The sequence below is a fragment of the Achromobacter colocynthidis genome (assembly GCF_057334535.1).
In genome coordinates, this window is the sequence record NZ_JBHFIZ010000037.1 from 608,880 (window position 1) to 631,547 (window position 22,668).

General features: G+C 64.8%; 20 protein-coding genes. 7 read left to right on the top strand and 13 right to left on the bottom strand.

Going from position 1 to position 22,668, the window contains the following annotated elements; genetic code table 11:
- Positions 1-92: 92 nt before the first annotated feature.
- Entirely contained in the window at positions 93-611 is a 519-nt protein-coding gene (locus tag ACE04A_RS22480) for a GNAT family N-acetyltransferase (RefSeq protein ID WP_448716482.1), read from the top strand.
- Positions 612-710: 99 nt separating this feature from the next.
- Here the strand turns inward: ACE04A_RS22480 and ACE04A_RS22485 are convergent, their stop codons facing one another.
- Positions 711-1,952 (bottom strand): GGDEF domain-containing protein, encoded by a 1,242-nt coding sequence (locus tag ACE04A_RS22485; protein WP_259250351.1) that lies wholly within the window; start codon positions 1,950-1,952, stop codon positions 711-713.
- 166 nt (positions 1,953-2,118) lie between these two features.
- On the opposite strand from ACE04A_RS22485, the gene ACE04A_RS22490 reads away from it, so the two are divergent.
- Positions 2,119-2,979, top strand: coding sequence for a GNAT family N-acetyltransferase (locus ACE04A_RS22490; RefSeq protein ID WP_485820540.1), 861 nt, complete (start codon positions 2,119-2,121; stop codon positions 2,977-2,979).
- 76 nt (positions 2,980-3,055) lie between these two features.
- On the opposite strand, the gene dcd is transcribed toward ACE04A_RS22490, so the two are convergent.
- The 4 genes from dcd to apbC are packed head-to-tail and all read right to left on the bottom strand — an operon-like array spanning position 3,056 to position 10,501.
- The gene (gene dcd / locus ACE04A_RS22495; protein ID WP_006221748.1) at positions 3,056-3,619 is read right to left on the bottom strand and encodes a dCTP deaminase; all 564 of its coding nucleotides are present in this window, start codon (positions 3,617-3,619) and stop codon (positions 3,056-3,058) included.
- A gap of 43 nt (positions 3,620-3,662) precedes the next feature.
- Positions 3,663-7,511, bottom strand: coding sequence for a translocation/assembly module TamB domain-containing protein (locus ACE04A_RS22500; protein ID WP_485820541.1), 3,849 nt, complete (start codon positions 7,509-7,511; stop codon positions 3,663-3,665).
- Positions 7,512-7,513: 2 nt separating this feature from the next.
- Positions 7,514-9,409 (bottom strand): autotransporter assembly complex protein TamA, encoded by a 1,896-nt coding sequence (locus ACE04A_RS22505; protein ID WP_485820542.1) that lies wholly within the window; start codon positions 9,407-9,409, stop codon positions 7,514-7,516.
- 3 nt (positions 9,410-9,412) lie between these two features.
- Positions 9,413-10,501, bottom strand: a complete 1,089-nt coding sequence (gene apbC, locus ACE04A_RS22510; RefSeq protein WP_448716487.1) for an iron-sulfur cluster carrier protein ApbC — start codon at positions 10,499-10,501, stop codon at positions 9,413-9,415.
- 101 nt (positions 10,502-10,602) lie between these two features.
- On the opposite strand from apbC, the gene ACE04A_RS22515 reads away from it, so the two are divergent.
- Together ACE04A_RS22515 and metG are read left to right on the top strand one after the other, a co-directional pair.
- Complete coding sequence (locus ACE04A_RS22515; protein WP_050448114.1) at positions 10,603-10,878, top strand: hypothetical protein; 276 nt, start codon at positions 10,603-10,605, stop codon at positions 10,876-10,878.
- Positions 10,879-11,130: 252 nt separating this feature from the next.
- Complete coding sequence (gene metG, locus ACE04A_RS22520) at positions 11,131-13,197, top strand: methionine--tRNA ligase (RefSeq protein ID WP_259250363.1); 2,067 nt, start codon at positions 11,131-11,133, stop codon at positions 13,195-13,197.
- Between the two features lie 63 nt (positions 13,198-13,260).
- On the opposite strand, the gene ACE04A_RS22525 is transcribed toward metG, so the two are convergent.
- The 5 genes from ACE04A_RS22525 to ACE04A_RS22545 form a co-directional block, all read right to left on the bottom strand.
- Positions 13,261-13,704 carry a type II toxin-antitoxin system VapC family toxin gene (locus tag ACE04A_RS22525; protein ID WP_100854402.1) on the bottom strand — a complete coding sequence of 148 codons (444 nt, stop codon included), beginning with the start codon at positions 13,702-13,704 and terminating at the stop codon, positions 13,261-13,263.
- Positions 13,701-13,910 (bottom strand): hypothetical protein, encoded by a 210-nt coding sequence (locus ACE04A_RS22530; RefSeq protein ID WP_448716489.1) that lies wholly within the window; start codon positions 13,908-13,910, stop codon positions 13,701-13,703. The genes ACE04A_RS22525 and ACE04A_RS22530 overlap by 4 nt, the downstream gene beginning before the upstream one ends.
- Positions 13,911-14,024: 114 nt before the next feature.
- The gene (locus tag ACE04A_RS22535) at positions 14,025-14,759 is read right to left on the bottom strand and encodes a sulfurtransferase (protein WP_448716490.1); all 735 of its coding nucleotides are present in this window, start codon (positions 14,757-14,759) and stop codon (positions 14,025-14,027) included.
- A gap of 105 nt (positions 14,760-14,864) precedes the next feature.
- On the bottom strand, positions 14,865-15,371 hold the full coding sequence (locus ACE04A_RS22540; RefSeq protein ID WP_448716492.1) for an META domain-containing protein: 507 nt from the start codon (positions 15,369-15,371) through the stop codon (positions 14,865-14,867).
- 108 nt (positions 15,372-15,479) lie between these two features.
- Positions 15,480-16,010 carry an META domain-containing protein gene (locus tag ACE04A_RS22545; RefSeq protein WP_259250368.1) on the bottom strand — a complete coding sequence of 177 codons (531 nt, stop codon included), beginning with the start codon at positions 16,008-16,010 and terminating at the stop codon, positions 15,480-15,482.
- A 306-nt stretch (positions 16,011-16,316) separates the two neighbouring features.
- On the opposite strand from ACE04A_RS22545, the gene ACE04A_RS22550 reads away from it, so the two are divergent.
- The gene (locus ACE04A_RS22550) at positions 16,317-17,486 is read left to right on the top strand and encodes an acyltransferase family protein (RefSeq protein ID WP_448716493.1); all 1,170 of its coding nucleotides are present in this window, start codon (positions 16,317-16,319) and stop codon (positions 17,484-17,486) included.
- Here ACE04A_RS22550 and ACE04A_RS22555 read toward each other — a convergent pair.
- A complete protein-coding gene (locus ACE04A_RS22555; RefSeq protein WP_259250372.1) occupies positions 17,467-17,865 on the bottom strand; it encodes a helix-turn-helix domain-containing protein in 399 nt (132 codons plus the stop codon). The genes ACE04A_RS22550 and ACE04A_RS22555 overlap by 20 nt on opposite strands.
- A 616-nt stretch (positions 17,866-18,481) precedes the next feature.
- On the opposite strand from ACE04A_RS22555, the gene ACE04A_RS22560 reads away from it, so the two are divergent.
- Together ACE04A_RS22560 and kch are read left to right on the top strand one after the other, a co-directional pair.
- A complete protein-coding gene (locus ACE04A_RS22560) occupies positions 18,482-19,294 on the top strand; it encodes a winged helix-turn-helix domain-containing protein (RefSeq protein ID WP_279995734.1) in 813 nt (270 codons plus the stop codon).
- Between the two features lie 450 nt (positions 19,295-19,744).
- Complete coding sequence (gene kch, locus ACE04A_RS22565; RefSeq protein ID WP_259250375.1) at positions 19,745-20,956, top strand: voltage-gated potassium channel protein; 1,212 nt, start codon at positions 19,745-19,747, stop codon at positions 20,954-20,956.
- Positions 20,957-21,066: 110 nt separating this feature from the next.
- Here the strand turns inward: kch and ACE04A_RS22570 are convergent, their stop codons facing one another.
- Complete coding sequence (locus ACE04A_RS22570; protein WP_485820543.1) at positions 21,067-21,795, bottom strand: EAL domain-containing protein; 729 nt, start codon at positions 21,793-21,795, stop codon at positions 21,067-21,069.
- Positions 21,796-22,623 (bottom strand): CSS-motif domain-containing protein, encoded by an 828-nt coding sequence (locus ACE04A_RS22575; protein WP_485820544.1) that lies wholly within the window; start codon positions 22,621-22,623, stop codon positions 21,796-21,798. It abuts the gene before it with no gap.
- Between the last annotated feature and the right edge of the window lie 45 nt (positions 22,624-22,668).

Below are 22,668 nucleotides of genomic sequence, written 5' to 3' on the forward strand. Positions count from 1 at the left end.
GCAAGCGGCAATAGCCCGATTATAGGCGGCGGCTTTGCCTATACTGCCCCGCAAGGCCCACCAACGTTACCTATTCCCAACACTTGACGCCCATGCCCCTACCGCTAGTCAGACGCCTGACCACCCCGGATGCCCCGTCTTTACGACGCCTGCGCCTGGATGCGCTGATTGAAACGCCCGAATCGTTCGGATCAAGTTACGAAGAGGAACACACGCTGACACTGGAAGATATCCAGGCGTGGATCGCGCCGCAGAACGATGGCGCGATGTTCGGCGTCTTTGACGACGAGTCGCTGGTGGGCATCGTGGGCGTGGGCCGCCAGCGCAAGTTGAAGATGCGCCACAAGGCGCACATCTGGAGCATGTATGTCGCGCCCGCGCAGCGCGGCCTTGGCTTGGGCCGGCTGCTGATGCAAGCCGCCATTGCGCACGCGCGCACCATGCGCGGCATTCGCCAGGTGCAGTTGAGCGTCACCGCCAACAACGCGGCGGCAGCATCGCTGTACGCCAGCCTGGGGTTCGCGGAATACGGCACCGAGCGCGAATCGCTGTGCGTGAACGGCCAGCTTTATGACGAGACCTTGATGGCGCTGCCGCTCGACGGCAAGTAGCGCGCACGGGCGAGGATCGTTCAAGGTCTTGTCCGGCCTCGCAGCCCCGCCAGGCCCTGTCAGACCCGATCAGGCCCGATCAGACCCAATCAGGCCCGGTCATGCCGCCGAACCGCGCCGCCGCGCGCCATAGGCGCACACCTGATTGCGCCCGCCATCCTTGGCTTTGTACAGCGCCTGGTCGGCCGCCTTGATCACCGCTTCGGGCGCGCGCAAGGCGTCGCCCCGCTCGGCCACACCGATGCTGACGGTGACACGCATCGGTCGCGCATTGCGTCCACCACGCGCGCCGCGCCGACGCTGGCCGAGCTGGTCCGCCTTGGGCCGCGCCGGCTTATCGCGCAAGCGCATCTGGTACGCCTCGATGGCTCGCCTGACCGACTCCAGATGCGGCATGCTTTCGGCCGCCGTCTTGCCGGGGAACACCAGCGTGAATTCTTCGCCGCCGTAGCGATACGCCTGGCCGCCGCCCGGCACGCGCCGCAATTGCGAGGCCACCATGCGCAGCACCTGGTCGCCCACGTCATGCCCGTGGGTATCGTTGAACGCCTTGAAATGGTCCACGTCGGCCATCGCCAGCGTGTACACGCGGCCCATGCGCTGCAAGCGTTCGTTCAGCGCGCGCCGCCCCGGCAGACCGGTCAGCTCGTCGCGAAACGCCATGTGAAAGCCTTCGTGCGCCAGCGAGATGCACAGCGCGGTAAGCGCCGCGGCCGACATCAGGGCCAGTTCAATCGGGTGATGCTCGCCGCGCGGCAAGGCCCACGCCATGCACACAAAGCCCAACCATTGCCCCGCCTGCTGCGGACGCCCGTAGCGCAGCAGCAGCAAGGTCAGCGTCAAGCCGGTGCCCAGCAGCGCCACCAGGGCTTCAATGGGCACGCCCAGGCGCGCCAGCTTGCCTTGCACGGCCAGGGTGCCGAACACTTCCACCATGCCGTCCTTGCCGATCAGTGCAATGCCCGCCACACCGACGGCGATCAGCCCTGCGCGCAAGGCAAGGTCCAGCAGCATGTTGGAACGTTCCGCCCACAGCGCGTTGATGGTGTAAGCCACCGCCCACCACGCCAGCGCGGGCCCCAGCGCCCAGGGCGCTTCGCGCGCCAGCGTTGGCCACAACACGGTGGCGGCCAGCACGCACAGCATCAGCGCCAAGGTTTGCGAACGCTGGTACATCAGGCAGATCGCCGCGCCAATCAACGCCATCACCCAGGGCACGAACGGCACAATCAATGTGAGCGCCGGCGGCCATTCCCGCCACAGCATGAGCGCGACCGCGGCGGCGACTGGCAGCGCGGGATAAAACAACAGGGGCAGCCAGGGAATATGGGGGTAACGCACGGGGGTCGGGCCTTGCTCAGCTTGCAGAGATGACGTCGCCAAATCGGCAAACACATATATCCTTTTTACGGTCGCGGGCGGGGGTTCTTTAGCGCTTGCGCCGCAACACCGCGGACGCACCTTGTGCGTGATATGGTTTTCTTCCGTCTCACACAGGAACGCCTTCATGCAGCTTCTCGTCAATATCGATGTGCCCGATCTGGATCACGCCGTTGACTTCTATCAGCGCGCATTCGGGCTGACGCTGCATCGACGGCTGGGGCCGAAGGCGGCGGAAATGCACGGCGCCAACGCCCCCATCTACCTGCTTGAAAAAGCCGCGGGCACGCGCGCGACCAGCGCCTCGCCGCAATGGCGCGACTATGCGCGCCACTGGACGCCGGTGCATCTGGACGTGGTGGTGCCCGACGTGGACCGCGCGGTCGATCAGGCCGTGGCGGCCGGCGCGCACCTGGAAGACGCCGCCACGACCCACGCCTGGGGCCGCATCGCGCACCTGAGCGACCCCTACGGCCATGGCATCTGCATTCTGCAATTCCTGGGCCGGGGCTATGACGAGCTGGCGGACGACACCGACGTGCGAATCGCACCCGTTGCGGCCGCTGATTTCGACGCGCTGGCGGACATTCGCGTCGAGGCCATGCGCGACAGCCTGGAACGGGTGGGCCGCTTTGACGCCGACCGGGCACGCGCGCGGCTACGCGACAACTTCCGCCCGGATTGCACCTGGTGGATAGAACAGGGCGGACAACGGGTGGGGTTTTATGCACTGCGGCCAGAGGGCCAGGGCCTGCGGCTGGACCACTTGTATCTGGTACCCGCCGCGCAGGGCCAGGGCTTGGGCGGCCGTGTCCTGCAAGGCATTCTGGAAGACGCCGACCGGCGTGGGTTGCCGGTCAGCGTGGGCGCGCTACGCGGTAGCGACGCCAACCGGTTTTATCGCCGGCACGGCTTCGTGCAGACCGGCGAGACCGAATGGGATATTGACTACCTGCGCGAGTGTCCGCGTCAGGAACTACGTCAGTAACGACGCCAGTAAGGGCATCAACAACTGCATCAGCAACCGCTCAACGGCCAGCGCGCGGCGCCCGCGCGCTGAGCCATCAGGTGCGCGGCAAGGTCACGCCGCGCTGGCCCTGGTACTTGCCGCCCCGGTCCGCGTACGAGGTCTCGCAGACTTCGTCGCTTTCCAAAAACAGCATCTGCGCGCAGCCTTCGCCGGCGTAGATCTTGGCGGGCAGCGGCGTGGTGTTCGAGAATTCCAGCGTGACGTGGCCTTCCCATTCGGGTTCCAACGGCGTCACGTTGACGATGATGCCGCAGCGCGCGTAGGTGCTCTTGCCCAGGCAGATGGTCAGCACGCTGCGCGGAATGCGGAAGTATTCCACCGTGCGGGCCAGGGCGAAAGAGTTCGGCGGGATGATGCAAACATCACCCTTGAAGTCCACGAACGAGCCTTCGTCGAAGTTCTTGGGGTCGACGATGGTGGAATTGATGTTCGTGAAGATCTTGAATTCGTCGGCGCAACGCACGTCGTAGCCGTAGCTGCTGGTGCCGTAGCTGACGATGCGCCCGCCATTGGCCGTGCGGACCTGGCCCGGTTCAAAGGGTTCGATCATGCCGGCGTCGGCCTGACGGCGGATCCAGCGGTCGCTTTTGATGCTCATGGTGGCAATGGTGCTAAAGGGGATGAAGTGGGGGCCATTTTACTCAGTTCCCCCAGAACGTCCGGTAGACCAGGGCAATACCGTTCACTGATCCGCCCTTCAGGTCCACCGACAACCCGCGCGCCAGCCGGTAACTGGCCCGGCCCACGGTATCGCTACCCGCCAGCCCCTGCTCGACGCTCAGCGTAATGCCGTTGGCGAACGATTTGCTGGCCACCAGGAACTGGGTGGCCAACTGGCTGTTGCTGTCCCGGTTTACGTTACCCGCCACGGTGCGGTCGGGCAGGATGCTGCCCGAACTGCCAATGTTGCCGGTACGCACGCTGACGTCGTCCAGTCCGAACTGCTTGTAGAACGGCTGCCCGCCCCCCAGCAGCGCGGTGCCCACCGATACCAGCAGCGCCGCGTCGCTGCCGCTTTCGTCGGGCCCCCGGCCCAGCAGCAGCCACGACAGCTTTTCCACGTCGCTGACATCGGGGTAGGACACCAGGTCGATACGCGGACGCTGGGCGGTGCCCACCACCTTGACACCGGCTTCCACCTGTTCGCCCGTCCGCAACGCCTCGATATCCAGTATCGGGTTGTCCAGCCGACCTTGGAACGTCAGCGTGCCACGGGTCAGCCGCAGCTTCTGGCCATAGGCCTCGATGCCGCCGCCCCGCGTGCGCAAGGCGCCCACACCCGTCAGGCGACCGTCATTCAGCAGGATCCGGATGGAACCGAGCAGGCCGGCGTCCAGCCCCATGCCCGTGATGTAGAAGCGCGGCCCCATGTCGAACTTCAGGTTCATGCTGGTTTGCAGCGGCGTGGATACCGTGGCGCCGTCCTCGCCGGCGCGGATGACTCTCACGTCGTCGTCCAGCGACGGCACGCCCTGCAGGATTTCCAGGCTGAACCAGCCGGCGTCGGCTTTCAGGTCGCCCACGATATCGATGCGCGGCATGGCCGCCGTCAGGTTGATGGTGCCGGAGACCATGGCGTAGCGGTCCGAGCGTTGCAGCGCCGGGAAGCGGTACAGCGTCAGCTTGATGTTGCCGCCGCCATCCATGATGTTCCACTGCCCGCTCGCCTCGGCGTAGCCGCCCTTGGCCTCCGGGTTGGTCGTGATCCATTCCTTGGTGCGCCATTCGGCGGGCATCACGCGCAGCGCCGCCGGAAAGCGCAGGCTGTCCAGCACCAGGCGCTGACCATCCAGCCGCGCCGACAGCGTGCCGTCGACCAGGCGCACGCCGTCGTCGATGCGCACCACGCGCAGCTTGTCGCCCCGGATGGTGCCGGTGGCCGCCCATTTTCCGGCCAGCGTGCCTTGGACATCGATATTGGCCTTGACCGCGCCGCCCACTTCCATCGTGTCGCCCACGAACAGGCTGACCCAGGCCAGGTCGGCAATGTCGGCGTCGAGTTTGGCGCGCAGGGGCTGGCGCTCGTCCAGGGCCATGCCGCCGTTGGCGTCCATGCGCAGCACGGCCGTGCCGGTGCCGCTGACGGTACCCATCTTATTGGTGGCCAGGTTGATCTTGGCGTCCAGGCGGCTGGCGTTGGGGGACGTGGGCGTAGCGGTCAGATCCAGCACCAATGCCTTTAACCCGAGCGGAATGGGCGGGTCGCCGGGAATCAGCAGATCGCCTTCACGGCGGGCGATGCGGGCCTTGCCGGCCAACCGGCCGTCGAATTTAAGGTCCCACAGCAAGTCCAGCGCAATGCGGCGCTGGCCCTCGGGCACCATGGCGTTCACGCGCGACGGGCCCTTGCCCAGTTTGCTGGCGGCGTCGGGGTCGATGGCGCCGATCACCTGGCGGGCCATGGCGGCGGTAATGACCAGGTTGTCGGCCTGGCCGGCGGTTTCCCAGCGCTTGCCACCCCCGCGCGAGCCTTGGTGCGACAGGGTCAGCCGTTCCTTGCCCGGCAAGGTCACGCTGAGCACGGTCTGCCCGACCTGCCATTGCCATTGCGGATGCACGGCCGAGGGCAGATAGGCCAAGGACACCGGCCGGTCCGCCGCCACGGTGAAGCCGGCGGTATCCGCCGTCAGCCGCGAAAAGGCGCCGCGCCAGCCGACCAGGGCCGAGTCAGGCTGGCCTGCCGGGCCCTTGCCCCAGCCACCGGTGAAGACAATATTGGCCTTGGCGGGGGCTTGGCCCAGGACGCCCGCGCGCGTTTTGGCGGGCGTATAGCCGGCGCTCAGCTCGCCGCGATGCGCGGCCACGGTGCCGGCGACATTGCCCTTGAGTTCCGCGCCACCGGGGATGCCGGGCCAGAAAGCGTCCAACTGGGGCGCTTGCGCGTCCAGGGTCAGGGTGCCGTCATTGGCGTCCATCTCGCCCGATGCCTGGATGCGGTTGCGGCCCAGTTTCAGGTCCACGTCCAGACCGTGGATACGCAGCCCGGCCAGCGGGTCGGCGGTGGGGGACGGGGAGGTGGTGGCCGCCGCAGCATCGGCTGCCGCAGCATCGGCTGCCGTGGCATCGGCTGCCGTGGCATCGGCTGCCGTGGCATCGGCCACCGCAGCAATATCCACTTGGGCCTTGAGGCTGCCGGTCAAGGGCTGCTTGTTCCAGCGGGTGCCGTCTTCAAAGCGCAGGTCGACGGCGGCGTGGCGCAACTGGCTCAGGTTTTCGATGTCTGCCTGCACGTCGCCGCGCACGGTCAGCACCGCCGGCGGAATGGACTCACCCAGCCAGGGCGCCAAATCAAGTCGCTGCGCGCTGAAGGTGCCCACGATGCGTTCGCGGCCCGCCCCCTGCTGCGCCGGGTTGGATTGCAGGTCCAACTGCGCGGCCAGGGCCGATTTGTCGGGCAGCTGGACGTTGACCCGGGCGCTGCGCAACACCAACGCCGTGCGCGGCGCCAAGTCAGCTACTACGTTCAGCAGCAAGCCGGAACCGTCGCCGTCCAGCTTGGCCTGGACACCCTCCATCGACCCGGCGGCATCGGCGCGCAGCACCACTTGGCAGGCGGGCGGCGGCGGGCCTGCCAACTGGGACGAGCCGGCGGACGGGGCGCCGACCTTGGCGGGTGCCGACGACCCGGTCTTGGCATCGGCCTGGAGCTTGGGATCTGCCGGGCGCTTGGGATCGGACTTGGCGTTGGGATCGGACTTGGCTTTGGAGTCGGGCTTGGCGTTCGCTTCGGATGGCGACTTGGGCGACTTGGCATCGGGCTGCTTGCCGGCCGCCGTCTGGCTTGCCGCCATCACGCCGCTTAATTTGTCTGCTTGGCACAAGGGAGAGTCGGGGCCGGATCCGCGCGCGGTCACGTCCAGGCGCGCGGCGAAGGGCCAGGGGTCCGCCATGCCTTGGAGTTCGGCCTCGCCGGACACCTGCGCCTCGCCCATCTCGTGGCCGACGCGCAGCGAGGCAATGCGCAACTGCGCGCCCTGCTTGCCGGCCGCGAACGTGGCGCTCAGGTCGCCCAGCGTGACCGGCAGAGGCTGACCATCCTGTTCCAGGTGGAAGTCACCTAACGCAACGCGGTCCACCGCGATATCCACGGGCAGCGACGGCAGCGTAAACGGTTCGCCGTCATCCTCGAGGGCAGGCGCGTCGGCCTGGGTCGTCAAGGCCACGCGCACCGAGCCCGCCGATACGTCGCGCACATGCAGCCGCCGGTCGCCCAGCGCGCGCCAATTCACCTGCAGATGCAGCTCGCTGACGTCGATGCGCGTACCGCCGCCAACATCCAGGTCCAGCTTGCCCACGGTTACGCCGCGCAGCAGCGAACCCTGTACGTCCAGCGCCTGGCCGTCCAGTTGTTGCGCGGCCGTCGTCAACAGCAGCCGCGTTCCGTTCTGCGACCCCACCAGCCAGAACAGAAAGCCGGCTGCCAACAACAGCAGCATCGCCAAGCCGGGCAACCACCACACCAGCACCTGGCGCAGGAACTTGCGCAACATCCTCAAAACGCGATCCCCAACGAAAAGTGCAGACGCAGGTCGCGCTCACGCTGGCCGTAAGCCACGTCCAGAGACAGCGGGCCGGCGGGCGTGCGCACCCGCGCGCCCACGCCGTAGCCTAGGGCCAGCGACATGTCGCCGAACGATTCCGCGGCATCACCCGCGTCCAGAAACACACCCATGCCCCAGCGCTCGTCGAAGTAATGGTCGTATTCGATGCTGCCGACAACCAGCGTGGGCGCGCCCACCACCGCGTTGTCGCGCTGCACGCCGATGCTCTGGTACTTGTAGCCGCGAATGGACCGCGCGCCACCCGTGCGAAAGCCGAAGTCGTCAGGCACCTGCACCTTGCTGCTGGACCACACCCGCCCGACCTCGCCGCGCACGGTCAGCACGTCCAGCTTGCCGATGGGCCACCATTTCTGCGCGCGCAGCCGGGCGCGGGTATAGGGTTCGCCGGTGTCCAGCGTGACGCCCACGCCGCCGCCCACGGCGATCAGGTTGCCCTCGCGCGGGTTGTACTTGTTGTCCACGTCGCGGCGCAGCCATTCGGCCGTGGCGGTCAGCGTGGGCAAGGTGTATTCGTCGCCGCCATCGATCTTCACGTGATCTTGCGCCAGCAACAGGCCCCAACGGGTTTCGTATTCCACGCGGCTGTCGCCCGCGCCCTTGCGCTCTTGCAGGCGCGTGGCGCCCAGGGCATAGCGCGTCACTTCCAGACCCTGGATGTCGGAATGGTCGGCCAGGACGCCGATTGAATCCTTGTAGCCGCGCTCGGTCGGCGGCAGCAGGAAGTCGGCGTAGGCGCGCTGGCGCAGCCGGTCCACGCCGAAACCGGTTTCCATGGTGACGGGCTGGCCAAACACCACGTTCTGCCGGTACAGCGATTCCACCCGCACGCCCGCTTCGTCGTCCAAGCCGATCGAGGCCGTGAAGCGCTTGGGCGGCGCTTCGACCACGCGCACCTGCACCGGCAGGGTCACTTCGCCGTCGGAATCATAGGTGGGCGGCGGAGGCGGGACGGCGCCGGATACGGACGGGGCGCCCGCCGGCGTTTCCGCGGCCAGGTCGGTGGAGCCCGGTGCGCGGGCACGATCGACATTCACGTCGGTCGCCTGCGACTGGGCGCTGCCGGGGGTCTCCAGCGACACGAATGCGCCGCGAAAGAAGGCGGTGGATTGCAGGTCCTGCTGCCAGGAGTCCAGCCGGTTCTGGTCATAGGCCGCGCCCACGGAATAGCGCACGTAGCGCTCGACCAGCTTGTTGGGCACGCGCTTCAAGCCTTCGGTATTCAACTCGCCCATGCGAACCTGGGGCCCACTGTCGATCGTGACGTGCAAGGCGGCCGAGGCCGTGTCGGCGGTGATGTCGGCCTGCGAGGCCGTCATGCGCGCCAGCATGAAATCGCGCGTGGAAACGTCGTCCAGCAACGTCGACTTGGCGCGGTTCCAATCGCTATTGATGAACGGCTGGCCGGCCTTGAGCTGCCAGTCGTCGCGCAGCTTCTGCACGCGCTGGGCATATTCTGGCCGCGTGATGCGGCCCGTGAATGTCAGGTCCACGGACGAGACGGTCGTGCGCTTGCCCGCCACGATGCCGATATCCCAGGTTTCTCCGCCGATGTCGGTACCCGCCTCCAGCGTCACCTTGGGTGAAAAATACCCCTGCGTGGCCAGCGCGGCCAGCGTCGCGTCGCGCGCGCGCCGACGCAGCCGGTTGATTTCCCCGCCGTCCTGGTCTTCGGCCAGACGCGCAATGGCGTCAACCGCCTCGGTAATCGCCGTCAGCGCGGCCGGGGGCACGCCCCCTGGGTCCACGATGATTTCCGGGCGCTTGGCCAAGGCCTCGCCCGACACCACGCAGAGTCCTGCCAGAAAGGCGCGTGCTGCCCACCGCATGCGTCACGTCGGCTGCTGGACGACGATGGACGGGAATTTTCCGGCCATGTCGCGCGGAAGCGCCGCGACGCCCGCTGCAAGCTTGCGCGCAATGCCGCGATAAAGCGCGGCGGCTTCGCTACCCGCGTCCGACACCACGGTGGGTTTGCCGGCATCCGTCTGTTCGCGGATGGCCAGCGTCAAGGGCAGGCTGCCCAGCCAGGGCGTCTGGTACTGCTCGGCCATGCGCTGGCCGCCGCCCTCGCCAAAGATATGTTCGGCGTGCCCGCATTGCGAGCAGATGTGGATGGCCATGTTTTCGACCACGCCCAGAATCGGCACGTCCACCTTCTGGAACATGCGCAAGCCCTTGCGGGCGTCCAGCAGCGCCACGTCCTGCGGCGTGGTGACGATCACCGCGCCCACCACCGGCACCTTCTGCGCCAGCGTCAGCGCCACGTCGCCCGTGCCGGGAGGCATGTCGACGATCAGGTAATCCAGGTCGCGCCAGTTGGTCTGGCGCAGCAATTGTTCCAGCGCCTGCGTCACCATGGGGCCGCGCCAGATGGCCGGCGAATCGGCGTCGATCAGGAAACCAATGGAATTGGCCTGCAAGCCATGGCCCGTCAGCGGTTCCATGCTTTTGTTGTCCAGGCTTTCGGGGCGGCCCGAAATGCCCAGCATCGTCGGCACGCTGGGGCCGTAGATGTCGGCGTCCAGCACGCCTACCTTGGCGCCATCGGCCGCCAGGGCCAGCGCCAGGTTGACGGCGGTGGTGCTCTTGCCCACGCCGCCCTTGCCGGAGGCCACGGCAATGATGTTGCGCACGTTGGGCAGCGGCTTCAAGCCCTTCTGCACCGCGTGCGCGGCAACCTTCCAGGTAATGGTGATTTGCGCATCGGGCACGCCGGCGGCGGCCAGGGCGGCGGCGGCAATGGCGGCGACTTCATCGCGCACGCCATCGGCGGGGTAGCCCAATTCCAGCGTGACGGCGGGGCGGGCGCCCGCCAGCTGGATGTCACGATCTTTTACAGAAACGCCCAGGTCCAAACCCGTGTTGGGGTCGCGCGCGGCGCGCAAGGCGGCGCGGATGTTATCTATCGTTATACTCATGTCACTATGGTTCCGTAGGCAGCGCGGCTTCTGCGGGCCGCCATCCCCTAAAGGATAGCGGATACGCGGGAACCTTTCGCTGCGTTTTGCATCCGACCTTCATGACCAACACACTTATCCGCTTCTTCCGTGCCGTCCTATTCGCCGCCCTGGCCTTGATCGGTATGGCGATGGCGCTGGTCTTCATGCTCTCCACGGCGCTTGCCGTGGCGATCCTGTACGTGGTCGCCAAGGTGCGTGGCAAACCTTTCGGCGTCCGCGCCTACTGGAGCCAACGCCAAGGCGCCCGACCGGGTCCATTCCAGTCCGCCACCGCCCCGTTCGCCACGCAGCCGCGTGGTGATGTGATCGACGTCGAAGCACGCGAAATCCGCTAACGGCGGCGCTGCATGACGGCTTGCGCCGCACGCGGCGCAAGCTTGTCGTTGCACGGTACGCCCTCGAGGCCTGTTAGCCGCGCGCTGCCAGCCCCAGCGCCACGCCTTGGCCGCTTCCCCTTCAACCCGCCCGAATCGCAGGCTTGCGATCGGCGGGTTGTGTCGTTAGCGGCCGGCGTCGCGGGCAAGACTTCGCCATTGCCCTAAAATGGCCCGCCAATCCCCTTTTTCCTTCAACCTCTGTCGACAACCATGTCTCGCACCCTTTTTGTCACCACAGCGCTGCCCTACGCCAACGGCTCCTTCCACATCGGCCACATCATGGAATACATCCAGGCTGATATCTGGGTCCGTTCGATGCGAATGGCGGGCCACACGGTGCATTTCGTGGGTGCGGACGACGCGCACGGCGCGCCGATCATGCTGAAGGCCGAAAAAGAAGGCATCTCGCCGCAGGCGCTGGTGGCCCGCTACGCCGCCGAGCGCCCGCAGTACCTGAATGGCTTTCACATCCGTTTCGACCACTGGCATTCCACCGATTCCGCCGAGAACGTCGCGCTGTCGCACGACATCTACCGCGCGCTGCGTGCCCAGGACCTGATCGAAACGCGCTCCATCGAGCAGTTCTACGATCCGGTCAAGGGCATGTTCCTGGCCGACCGCTATATCAAGGGCGAATGCCCCAAGTGCCACGCCAAGGACCAATACGGCGATTCCTGCGAGGTTTGCGGCGCCGTCTACGCGCCCACCGAACTCATCAACCCGTATTCGGCCCTGACCGGCGCCACGCCCGTGCTGAAGTCGTCCGACCACTTTTTCTTCAAGTTGTCGGACCCGCGCTGCGTGGAATTCCTGCAGCAATGGACCACGGGGTCCAACGCCAACGGCGGCAAGCACCTGCAGCCTGAAATGCTGGCCAAGACCCGCGAATGGCTGGGCGCCGAAGACGGCGAGGCCAAGCTGGGTGACTGGGACATTTCACGCGATGCGCCCTACTTCGGCATCGACATCCCGGATGCGCCGGGCAAGTATTTCTACGTGTGGCTGGACGCGCCCGTGGGCTATCTGGCGTCGTTGAAGTCGTATTGCGCGGTCAAGGGGCTGGATTTCGACGCCCTGCTCGACCCCAATGGCAGCACCGAACAAGTCCACTTCATCGGCAAGGACATCGTCTACTTCCACGCGCTGTTCTGGCCCGCGATGCTGAAGTTCGCCGGCCGCAAGACGCCGGATCAGGTGAATGTGCACGGTTTCATCACCGTCAGCGGTGAAAAAATGTCCAAGAGCCGCGGCACCGGTATTTCGCCGCTGCGCTATCTGGAACTGGGCATGAACGCCGAGTGGATGCGCTATTACATCGCCGCCAAGTTGAATGCCCGCGTCGAAGACGTGGACTTCAACCCGGAAGATTTCATCGCCCGCGTCAACAGCGACCTGGTCGGCAAATACGTCAACATCGCCAGCCGCGCCGCCAGCTTCATCACCAAGCACTTTGACGGCGTGCTGGGCTATTCCGGCGACACCACGGCGCTGTCGGCGGAATACGCCGAACAGGCCGAATCCATCCGCGCCGCGTTTGAAGCCCGCGAATACAACCGCGCCATCCGCGAAATCATGGCCTACGCCGACCGCATCAACCAGGCGTTTGACACGGCTCAGCCGTGGGTGCTGGCCAAGGGCCTGGCCACCGCCGACGACGCGCAAAAGGCCGCGCTGCAAGACATCTGCTCGCGGTCGCTGGCGGGCTTCAAGGCCTTGTCCGTGATGCTGGCCCCGGTGCTGCCGTCGCTGGCCGAGCGCGTTGCGCTTGAGCTGTTTGGCGCACAAGCCCCATTCACCTGGGCCGACGCCGCCGTGCTGCCGCAGCGCGTGGCGCCGTTCAAGCACCTGATGCAGCGCGTTGAGCCCCAGATGCTGGAAGACCTGTTCGAGCCGCCCGCCGCTCCCGTGGTGGTGCCCGGCGGCGAACCGGTTGCCGAGACCATTTCCATCGACGATTTCGCCCGCGTCGACCTGCGCATTGCGCAGATCGTCAACTGCGAACACGTCGAAGGCTCGACCAAGCTGCTGCGCCTGACGCTGGACGTGGGCGAAGGCCGTCATCGCAACGTGTTTTCGGGCATCAAGTCGGCCTATAAGCCCGAAGACCTGATCGGCAAGCTGACCGTCATGGTGGCCAACCTGGCCCCGCGCAAGATGAAGTTCGGCGTATCCGAAGGCATGGTGCTGGCCGCCAGCCACGCCGACGAAGCGGTGGATGCCGGCATCTACGTGCTGGAACCCTTCCCCGGCGCCAAACCCGGCATGCGCGTCCGCTGATCGGGATGCGCTAGCAACGCCACTGACCAGCCGGCTCGCGCAACCTCCGCGAGCCGGTTTTTTTCACAAAGCGCGCGCCGCGTCCTCACCCTGCCATGGATTCAGCACACTGACGCCACAGGGAAGGAAGTCGGCCGCGTCGCGGGTGACTACGGTCATGCCGTGGACCAAAGCGGTGGCCGCTATCAGCCCATCAAACAAGGGTTGCGAGTCCGGAATGTGCAATTGCGCGCCGCGTAACGCGACGGCCTCGTCGACAGGCAGCACCCTGCCTTGAAAAGTCGGCAGAACGTGCAAGTCGAGCCAGGACCTGAGGACCGCGCCTTGTCGCGGATCTCGCCGCTCCAGGCGAAGCACGCCGATTTCCAATTCGTGGACCGTGATCACCGACACGTAGAGCTCGTTGATGTCTACGCTGTTGGCCCAATGCAAAACCCGTTCGTAGGCCTTGCCTGAAGGGACCTTGCGCAATTCCGACACCACATTGGTGTCCAGGATGAACCTCACGAGAAGTCCGCGACCCGTGGGAGTCGTTGGCGAATCGGAATCTTGAAGTCGATGTCACCCGCCTCCGGCATCGCCAGCAAATCCGCAATACTGCCTTGTGGGCGCGCGATGGCCGGCCACGCCTCGGCGCATTCAGATGCTGGCGTCGCGGCATTGCGCACGTCTGCGGCGACGCGCGTCCGGCGTGTGATCAGGAATATTGTCATGGAGCCCTCTGGAAAAGTCGTAGCAGAGGGCAAGATACCGCGACCGCATGGCTAATGGTCGCAATACGGGGAACCAATCAGACGAAGTTACCTTCGTACCTGCCGCAGAAAGCGTCAATGACTAGGCGCCAAGCCCGGATCCAGCGAATGGCGTTCGTCGAAGACGAAGCATTTGCCGTCATAGCCCGGGCCGCCCGTTTCCTCGAAGTACTTGAGGATGCCACCGTCCAATTGGTACACGTTCTGGATGCCCGCCTCGTTCATGTAGATGGCGGCTTTTTCGCAGCGGATGCCGCCCGTGCAGAAGCTGACGACGGTCTTGCCTTCGAGTTCGGCGCGGTGCGCCTGGACGGCGGCGGGAAACTGCGTGAAGCGTTCGATGCGCCAGTCGATGGCGTTGTGGAACGTGCCTTCGTCCACTTCGAAGGCATTGCGCGTGTCGAGCATCACCACAGGCCGGCCGGCGTCGTCGGCGCCCTGGGCAAGCCAGCGCGCCAGCGTCTTGGCGTCCACGCCCGGCGCGCGGCCCGATTCGGGGCGGATCGTGGGGTGGTCCATGCGGATGATCTCGCGCTTGATCTTCACCAGCAGCTTGCGGAACGGCACGACTTCGCTGTGGCTGAACTTGACTTCCAGGTCGGCGAAACGGGGGTCGGCGCGCAGCGCTTGCAGGAAGGCGTCGATGCCCTCGGCCGAGCCGGCCAGGAACAGGTTGATGCCCTCTTCGGCCAGCAGGATGGTGCCCTTGAGCGCGCAGTCTCCGGCCACCGTGAGCAGGTGGGCGCGCAGGTCGGGCAGGGAATCCAGCGAAACGAATTTATAAGCGGCGATATTGACGACGGAAGTCATGGCAAAGCGATGGAAAGCGGACGGCGAAGCCCGTAATCATAATCGCTGGGCGGGTCAAGCCGCCCACGGCCCGGCGGGTTTTCGACGGCTGCGGCTTGATCCCGCTCAACGGCGGCCGAAGTCCAGCGTGTCGCCGGAGCTTAATACCCAGGTCATGCGCTGCGGGTTGTTGGTGTTGTCCAGCGACATGGCGGTGATGCGCGTCAGCCCCGCCAGGAAGTCCTGTTCCAGCTTCATCGTCTGCGGGGCGCAGGCCATCATGGTGGCCACGGGGTTCGCCCGCACGATGAGTTGGCCGTTGGCCACCGTATAGGGCGCGTTGTATTGGTTGCAGCCCGCAAAGCCCGACATGCTTGGGGTGCCCTGAACATGGGCAAAGCTGGCTGTCAGCGGCCGGGAATTCGATGAAGGGTGCGGAATGGTTCGCAAGCCGCCGCCCGGCAGGGTCCAGCGGGCCAGGTCCCAATTGGTCTGCACCAGCACGTCCGACGCCGAAGCCGGTTGAAAGCGCGGGTCCTGCCCGTTTGCCGCTCGATACGGCGCGGCGCAGGCGGCCAGGCCAAAGGACAACACGCACGGCGCCAGCCAGCGCAAGGAAGCGGTAAAGGACATGAACGGTCTCCCGGAATCAGCAAGAGCAAGGCAAGCCGCGCCCCGACAAGACGCCGGGCGCGGACAACGCCACATTATCGCCGGGGCCGCAGCATTGGGACGACAGGCTTACGGCGTGGGAGGATCCTGGCGGCGCTCGAATTCCAGCACGTCGCCGCCACGCAGGTTGAACGTCAGGTGCCGTGGGGCGCCGCCACTGTCCAGCGTGAAGGTATCGATGGCGGTCAGGCCGCGCAGGTAGTCCGCTTCAAGCTTGGCGCGTTCGGGCGGCACGCAGGCCATGCGGGTGGTGGCCGGGGCGTCGATGAAGAGCTTGCCGCTTTCCAGCTTGTAAGACCCCATATAGCGGTTGCAGCCGGCAAACCCGTTGACGCGGTACTGCTTGCCTTGGGCCAGGAACGTCAGCCGCACCGGTTCGCCGTTGTCGCCGTGGGGAATGTCGCGCAAGCCGCCGCCGGCCTGCGCCCAGCGAACCAGTTCCCAACTGGTTTGGGCCAACGAGTCCGCGCTGGTGGCGGCATTGGCCGCGGCGGCGCCTTGCGGGCGCGCGCCTCCGGTGGACCCCGCGCAACCCGCCAGTGTCGCGGCCAACAGGCTCAGGCATAGCAGCCGGCAACGCGAAGACAGATGGGTAAGCATGGGTAGGTCTCCTGAAGGTTTCGACCCCCCGACTGTAACCGGGCCAGGCCTGTGTCGTCCTTGTATCTCACCCCTACAGCGGTATCCAAAAGCAGCAAGCTGCGTCAGCGGTCTCACGCCGATGATGCGGGTAGCTGCATCGAATGCCGCATGGTGGCGGCTGCAAGCGGCGCGCAGAATCATTCCAGATCAGGGTGCCGGCAACCCTGGCAGCACAGGAAAGAAAGTCGATTACAGACGCATCAAGCAACGCAGGTGTCCGGTCCGAGGGGGCCGCAAACAACAACTACCGGGGGAGACACGGCGATGGGCTTCTTAAGAACCTTACTGGCACTTTCAGTGGTGCTGGATCATCTGGGCGGCAGTTACACCGACAACCTCGTCGGCGGCCGACTGGCGGTGCAACTGTTTTACGTGATCTCGGGTTTCCTGATCTCGTATGTACTGACTGCCACCGACAACTACCAGGGCGCGACGGGCAAGTTCTACGCGAATCGCTTCCTGCGCCTATTTCCCATCTACCTGGCCGTGGCGGCGCTGACGCTCGCGGCGCATGTGCTGAGCGGCGGGGCCTTCTTCCGCATCTATGACGCCCTGCCTTTTTCCGCCGAGCTGTTCCTGGTGGTGTCCAACTTGTTCATCTTCGGGCAGGACTGGCTGATGTTCTTCGGCATCCAGGATTCGGCCCTGGCCTTCACGGGCAGCTTCGCCAAGAGCGACGTGCCGCTGTATCAAGGGCTGCTGGTGCCGCAGGCCTGGACGCTGGGTGTGGAGATGAGCTTCTATCTGGTGGCGCCTTTCGTGCTGGGTTCGCCACGGCGGCTGTTGGCTTTGCTGGCTGCCTCGCTGGCCCTGCGCGGGGTGTTGATCGCCACCGGCATCGGCTTGAGCGACCCTTGGACCTACCGATTTTTCCCGACCGAGCTGGCGCTGTTCCTGATCGGCTCGCTATCGCATCAGGTGCTGCTGCCGCTGTTCAAGGCGTGGACCCGCCGCGTGAACCGCCTGCCGGAAATCGGCACCGCCGTGCTGTTCGCCTACACGCTGCTGCACTTCTCGATCAGCATCAGCCCCACGGTGCGCGACGGCCTGGCCGTGCTGCTGTTCGCCGCGCTGATGCCGCTGGCGTTCCTGTTCCAATCGCGGCATCGGCTGGACAAGGCGATCGGCGAACTCAGCTACCCGATCTATATCTGCCATTCACTGGTGATCCTGGTGTTCGGTTGGCTGCTTAACGACATCCAAACGCATCAGCCCACGCTGTTCGCGGCACTGGTGGTTGCGGGCAGCATCGGATTTTCAGCGCTGTTGAATGGCCTGGTCGCCGATCCCGTGGAACGCTTGCGCAGCCGTCTGCGCAGCAAGCCGCAAGCCGGCGCGCCGGTACCGGTTCCGGCACCAGCACCGGTTCCCGATCTGCGTCGGCGCCCGCAAAGCGCGGCGCAGCCCATCGGGACTATTCACCGCGTGCCTTGATGTAGGCGGCCAGCACCAGTTCTATCTGCCGCTTTTCTTGCAAGCTCAACCGCGAATAGGTGGCGTACGACACCGATTCGAACGGCCAGCCGGGCTGTGGAGAGACTCCGTCTTCGGCGGCTGCGGCCGGGTCCGCGTAACCGGAATTCAGCATCGGACCTTCTCCGGTGCTGAGCCACATCGGGCTGACCCGCAAGGCGCGGGTCAATTTGATGAGGGCATCGCTGGAGGGATGCAGGCGCTGGCCGCTTTCGTAGTTGCCGATAGCGCTTTGCGAGAGGTTGCTTGCGACCGCCAAGTCCTTTTGAGTCCATCCCTGAAGCATTCTTGCGCTGCGCAGACGATGGCTAAACGTGTCCAATCGATCAACCTGAGACATTAATATGAATTTATTTATTTAATTAAAACATCTCATTACAACCGCCAAATAAACGGATTGCACCCCAATTTGCGGGTTAATCCGTAAATCGCACTATTTGCGCGCTTGCCTGCCGGCTCGACGTTCGCCGCCCGCCCTGTCCGACACTGCCCATTTCTAAAAATCTCCATACCTGGCATTGACTTAACTAACCTGCCCCATCGGTACAACCCACGAGCAAGGCCGGTGCCACTGGACCGCTTGCCAAAAAATCCGGGTCGAGTTTATGGGCGATTTGGTATGGAAAATAGAAAATAATGTATCGGTAATACTTAATATCTCCTGACCCTCAGCGCGCAAGGACCCGAAAACAATCACCGTTTCAAGCGCTTCCCCAGGGGGACAGATCTGCGCGCAGTTACCATCAGAAACTACAGAAACGTATCTTCACAAAAAAACACGCCCGTGTTTAAATGAAACACGGGCGTGACTTCAAGACGGCATTTGGTCCACCGGCCCTGACGGCCAGCATGGGACAAGCAACCGGCCGGATTCCCCGCCCACATTCAAAAAACCACCGCCGCACGGTCTCGTCATGGCGCGCCGTCTTACGCCGCGCCCCTCATTGGAAGCATCAATGAATAACACGCTGGATGTCATTTTCCTTGGCAATGACGATGCCAAGCACACCAGGCTTGTGGACGCCTTATCGCATTTGGGTTTCTGCGTACGCCGCTGTCATGACTTGATCGACGTCTACGACCGCTACTCCCGACGCCCCAGTCCGCTGGTGGTATTGGACGCGCCGCTTTCCGATATCCACAATGCCGCCGTGCGCTTGCGAGCGGTGGACCGGGGCTTGGGCATCGTGGCGATTGCCGCCTTCACCGACTCTGAAAGCCGCATCCGCACGTTGCTTTGCGGCGCGGATGCCTGCCTGCCCCCTGACGTAACCGGTCTGGAATTGGCGGCGGCGCTGCAAGCGTTGGTGCGCCGCGCAGTGGGCCTGGACGGCATGGAACCCACCGCCGACGCGCACGCCGAAGAGCCCACGCAGGAAGCCTGGCGGTTGGCAAACAAGGGTTGGACCTTGATCAGCCCGAATGGCCGCACACTAGGTTTGACGACCGGAGAACGAGATTTCCTGTCGCGGCTGGTGACGGCGCCGGACCGCAAGGTCAGCCGCGACGCCTTCTATGCCGACGGGGCCGACGATGCCGATAGCGGCATCACACGCCGACGCTTCGTGGATGTGATGATCAGCCGTCTGCGTCGCAAGGCGGCTGCCAATCAAATGACCTTGCCGATTCGCGCTGTGCATGGCTGGGGCTATATGTTCGCCGCGGACATCACGCTGGATCTGGACTATCGGACTTCGGGGGAAGACAGCCGGCAAGAGGGGCTGGAAGAATGGCGCCGCGAAACCGAGGATGCGGACGCGGCAAATTGAGATGGCCCGTGAGGCCTTGCCTGTTCATCGTTGAACACTGAACACAGGCGAAAAAAACGCGGCGCTGCCCCCGAGAGGTAAGACGCCGCGCTAAAACAACACGTGAACCCGGAGTCATCAGCCGGCACTGATGCCTTCTACCTGGATCACGCGATTCCAACATTCGTGCCTCATACTGCTCACGCACGGTCCGACCGTGAACCTGCGCCGGGTCTCTAGTCCCCACGCAAGCTGCAACGTGATCAACGCCTGGATCTCGGGCCTGCCCCGACGACTGGCCGACCTTCCATCCATATCAGCGGTTTTCCACTTCGATAGCCGCGTGATGAACGAAGTTTATGACTTGGCCCGGGAATCCAGTAATTCTTTGTTGATAGTCTTCCATACCTATTTGATATAGCAGGGCCTCCGGTCGCATCGTCCTAAAATGCGGACTAAAGGATCAGTCCAATGCCCCTGAACTCGCTTTCGCTGTCACGCCGGCTCAAGAAATTCCGCGCGCTGTTCTCGCCCAACTGGTGCCTGGCCATCTTGGTCGCGCTGGACGGCTATGCCTTCATGCACCCCGTGCTGAAGGAAGTACGCGCACGCGAATATTCGTTTTGGCTTGCGCTGGACAACTGGCACGAAGTGATGCGCGTGGTCGGCCTGCTGGAAATCCCACGGCTGGTGCTGGGCGTGGGGCTGCAAGTGATTGCCATCGGGCTGATCCTGAAAGCGCGGATCGCGTGGGCGTTCTCGCTGGTGCTGCTGATCGGTATCGGCACCTTTGCGATTCTTGGCGAGGCCGGGCGCGCGGGGCTGGGCGTGTACACGCTGGTGCTGCTGATTGCGCTTATCGTCTACTGGCGGCGCTTTGACCGCGCGAGCGTCACGGCGGGTTCGCTGTTTGCATTGGTCAGCGTGCTGTCGCTGCTGATCTACGCAGTCTTCGGCACGCTGTACCTGGGCAACGAATTCAACCCGCCGGTGCAGGATATGGGCACCGCGTTCTACTTCGCCATCGTGTCCATGTCCACGGTGGGTTATGGCGACATCACGCCGCACAGCATCACGGCCAGGCTGTTTACCGCGTCGATTATCATTCTTGGCATTACCGTGTTCGCCACGTCCATCAGCGCGATTGCCGGCCCGGTGATCGGCGGCAATTTGAAACGGCTTGTCAAAGGCAGGTTTTCCACCGCCATGAGAAAAAACCACATCATCATCGCGGGCGCCACGCCGCTGGCGCTCAGCGTCTATGCCGGGCTGCGCCGCCGGGGCGACGAAGTCACCGTGATCGTGCCGCCCGGCACGCCGCACGAATACCCCGCCGCCACGGACCTGATCGAAGGCGATCCGTCCAGCGTGGAAGTCTTGCACAGCGCGGGCGTGACGCGCGCGCGCTACGTGCTGGCGCTGCGCGACGACGACGCCGAAAACGCATTCATCGTGTTGGCGGCCAAGGAAGCCACGGGCGAAGGCGGCGCGAAGACGGTGGCGTTGGTCAACACCAGCAAGCACTTGGAGAAGATCCGGCGGGTGCAGCCGGACCTGGTGTTTTCGGTGCAATTGCTGGGCGCGGAACTGCTGGCGCGCGCCATCAACGGCGAACCCATGGATGGTCAAGCCATTACGGATCTGTTCTTCGCCAAGGTCGAGCCGCAGGCGAAACCCGCCTGACTTTTCCGGCTGCCCTTCTTTGCCGGCTGCCCTTCTTTTCCAGCTGCCCTTCTTTTCCGGCTGCCCTTCTTTGCCGGCTACACATGCCGCAGCCACCGCAAGTACAGCCGCTACGCCGCCTGCGCGCCGGGTGGGGAATGCTGTGCATACCACGGCACGAAATCGGCCGACGGCATGGGCCGCGCAAACAAATATCCCTGGATGAAGGCCACGCCGCGCGTGGTCAGATAACCAAACTGCTCTTGCGTTTCGACCCCTTCGGCCACCACCGCCAAGTTCAGGCGATGCGCCAGCGTAATGATCACGTCGAGCACCGGCGCGTCTTCGCCGGTCGGCAGGATCGCATGCACGAAGCCCTTGTCGATCTTCAGATAATCCACCGGGAATTTCTGCAGGTACGACAGCGAGCAATGGCCGGTGCCGAAATCATCAATGGCCACGCGCACGCCCGCCGCGCGCAGCGCATCGATATTGCGGCGGGCCTGGCCGCTGTCCGAGATCAGGCTGCGCTCGGTGATCTCAAGCACGATCAACGGCCGGCGCGCCGCGACCTTGTTCATGAACGCCTGGATGTCGGGCACCAACGCACTGCTGGACAGATGTTCGGGCGCGATGTTCACGCCCACATGAAAGTCAGGCGGCGTCGCCCAGGACTGCATGTCGCGCTCGATCAAGCGCAGCAGGTGCTGCGTCAAGGGGATGATCATGCCCTCTGCCTCGGCCGCCGCGATGAAGATGTCCGGGCGCACGAAGCCCACGCCGGGGCGGTTCCAACGCATCAGCGCTTCGACGCCTTCGCACTGCCCCGTCAGTTGCCCATACACGGGTTGATAGTGCACCTAGAATTCATCAGCCAGCATGGCGCGGCGCAACTGCTCCTTGAAAGACAGCCGGTTCAATTGCAGGCGATAGGCCGCGAAAGCCAAGCCCGCGCCAATCAACAAGGCCGCGGGCAGATAGCCCAGCAAAAGCTGCCGCCAGGCGTCGATCAGGCTGGCGGTGGGCGCCTTCACATGGATGGTCAGCGCCACGCGCCCATTGTTGCGCGTGACCTCGTCATACACGGGTTCAACGCCCGCATCGGACGCGTGCCAGGAATCGCTGCGGATCGGCGCCCCCTTGCCCACGATCAGTTCCAGGCGATAGTCGCCCAAGGTGGCGACGGCGTTGAGCAAGTCCAGCACGTAGCGGCCATCCACGGCGACGGCGCCGCTGTATCCGGGCGCGCCCGGTTTGCCCAGCAGGATGGCCGGGCGATCCGGCGCCAACGGCGTGCCTGCCACGGAAAACAGCCAGCGGTCGGGCGTGCCGTCAATGGGCCATTGGCGAAAGTCGCCTAACTGGAAATCCACTTCGCCGACGGCCGACGAACAATAGATGTGCCGGTCGTTCGACAAGACCAGGGACCGAAAATACGGGTTTAGCGTGCCCCAGCGGCGCAGTTGGGGCAACACGTCGGCACAGGGCTGCGGCGTCAGGTCCGCCACCTGGTCCAACACGGGCCAGGCCTGCGCCAGGATGTTCTCGACTTGCACGCGCACGATCTGCGCGGCCGCTTCGGCTTCCGTGCGCTGCTGCTTCTTGGCATAGAACCAGGTCTCGACGGCGCACAACACAACCGGAAGCACCAAGGCAAAGGCCACCGGCAGGTATCTCCAGGAAGGCACGCGAACCGTCATTCCTGATGTGGGCAAAACCGCCTCGCTGAAAAG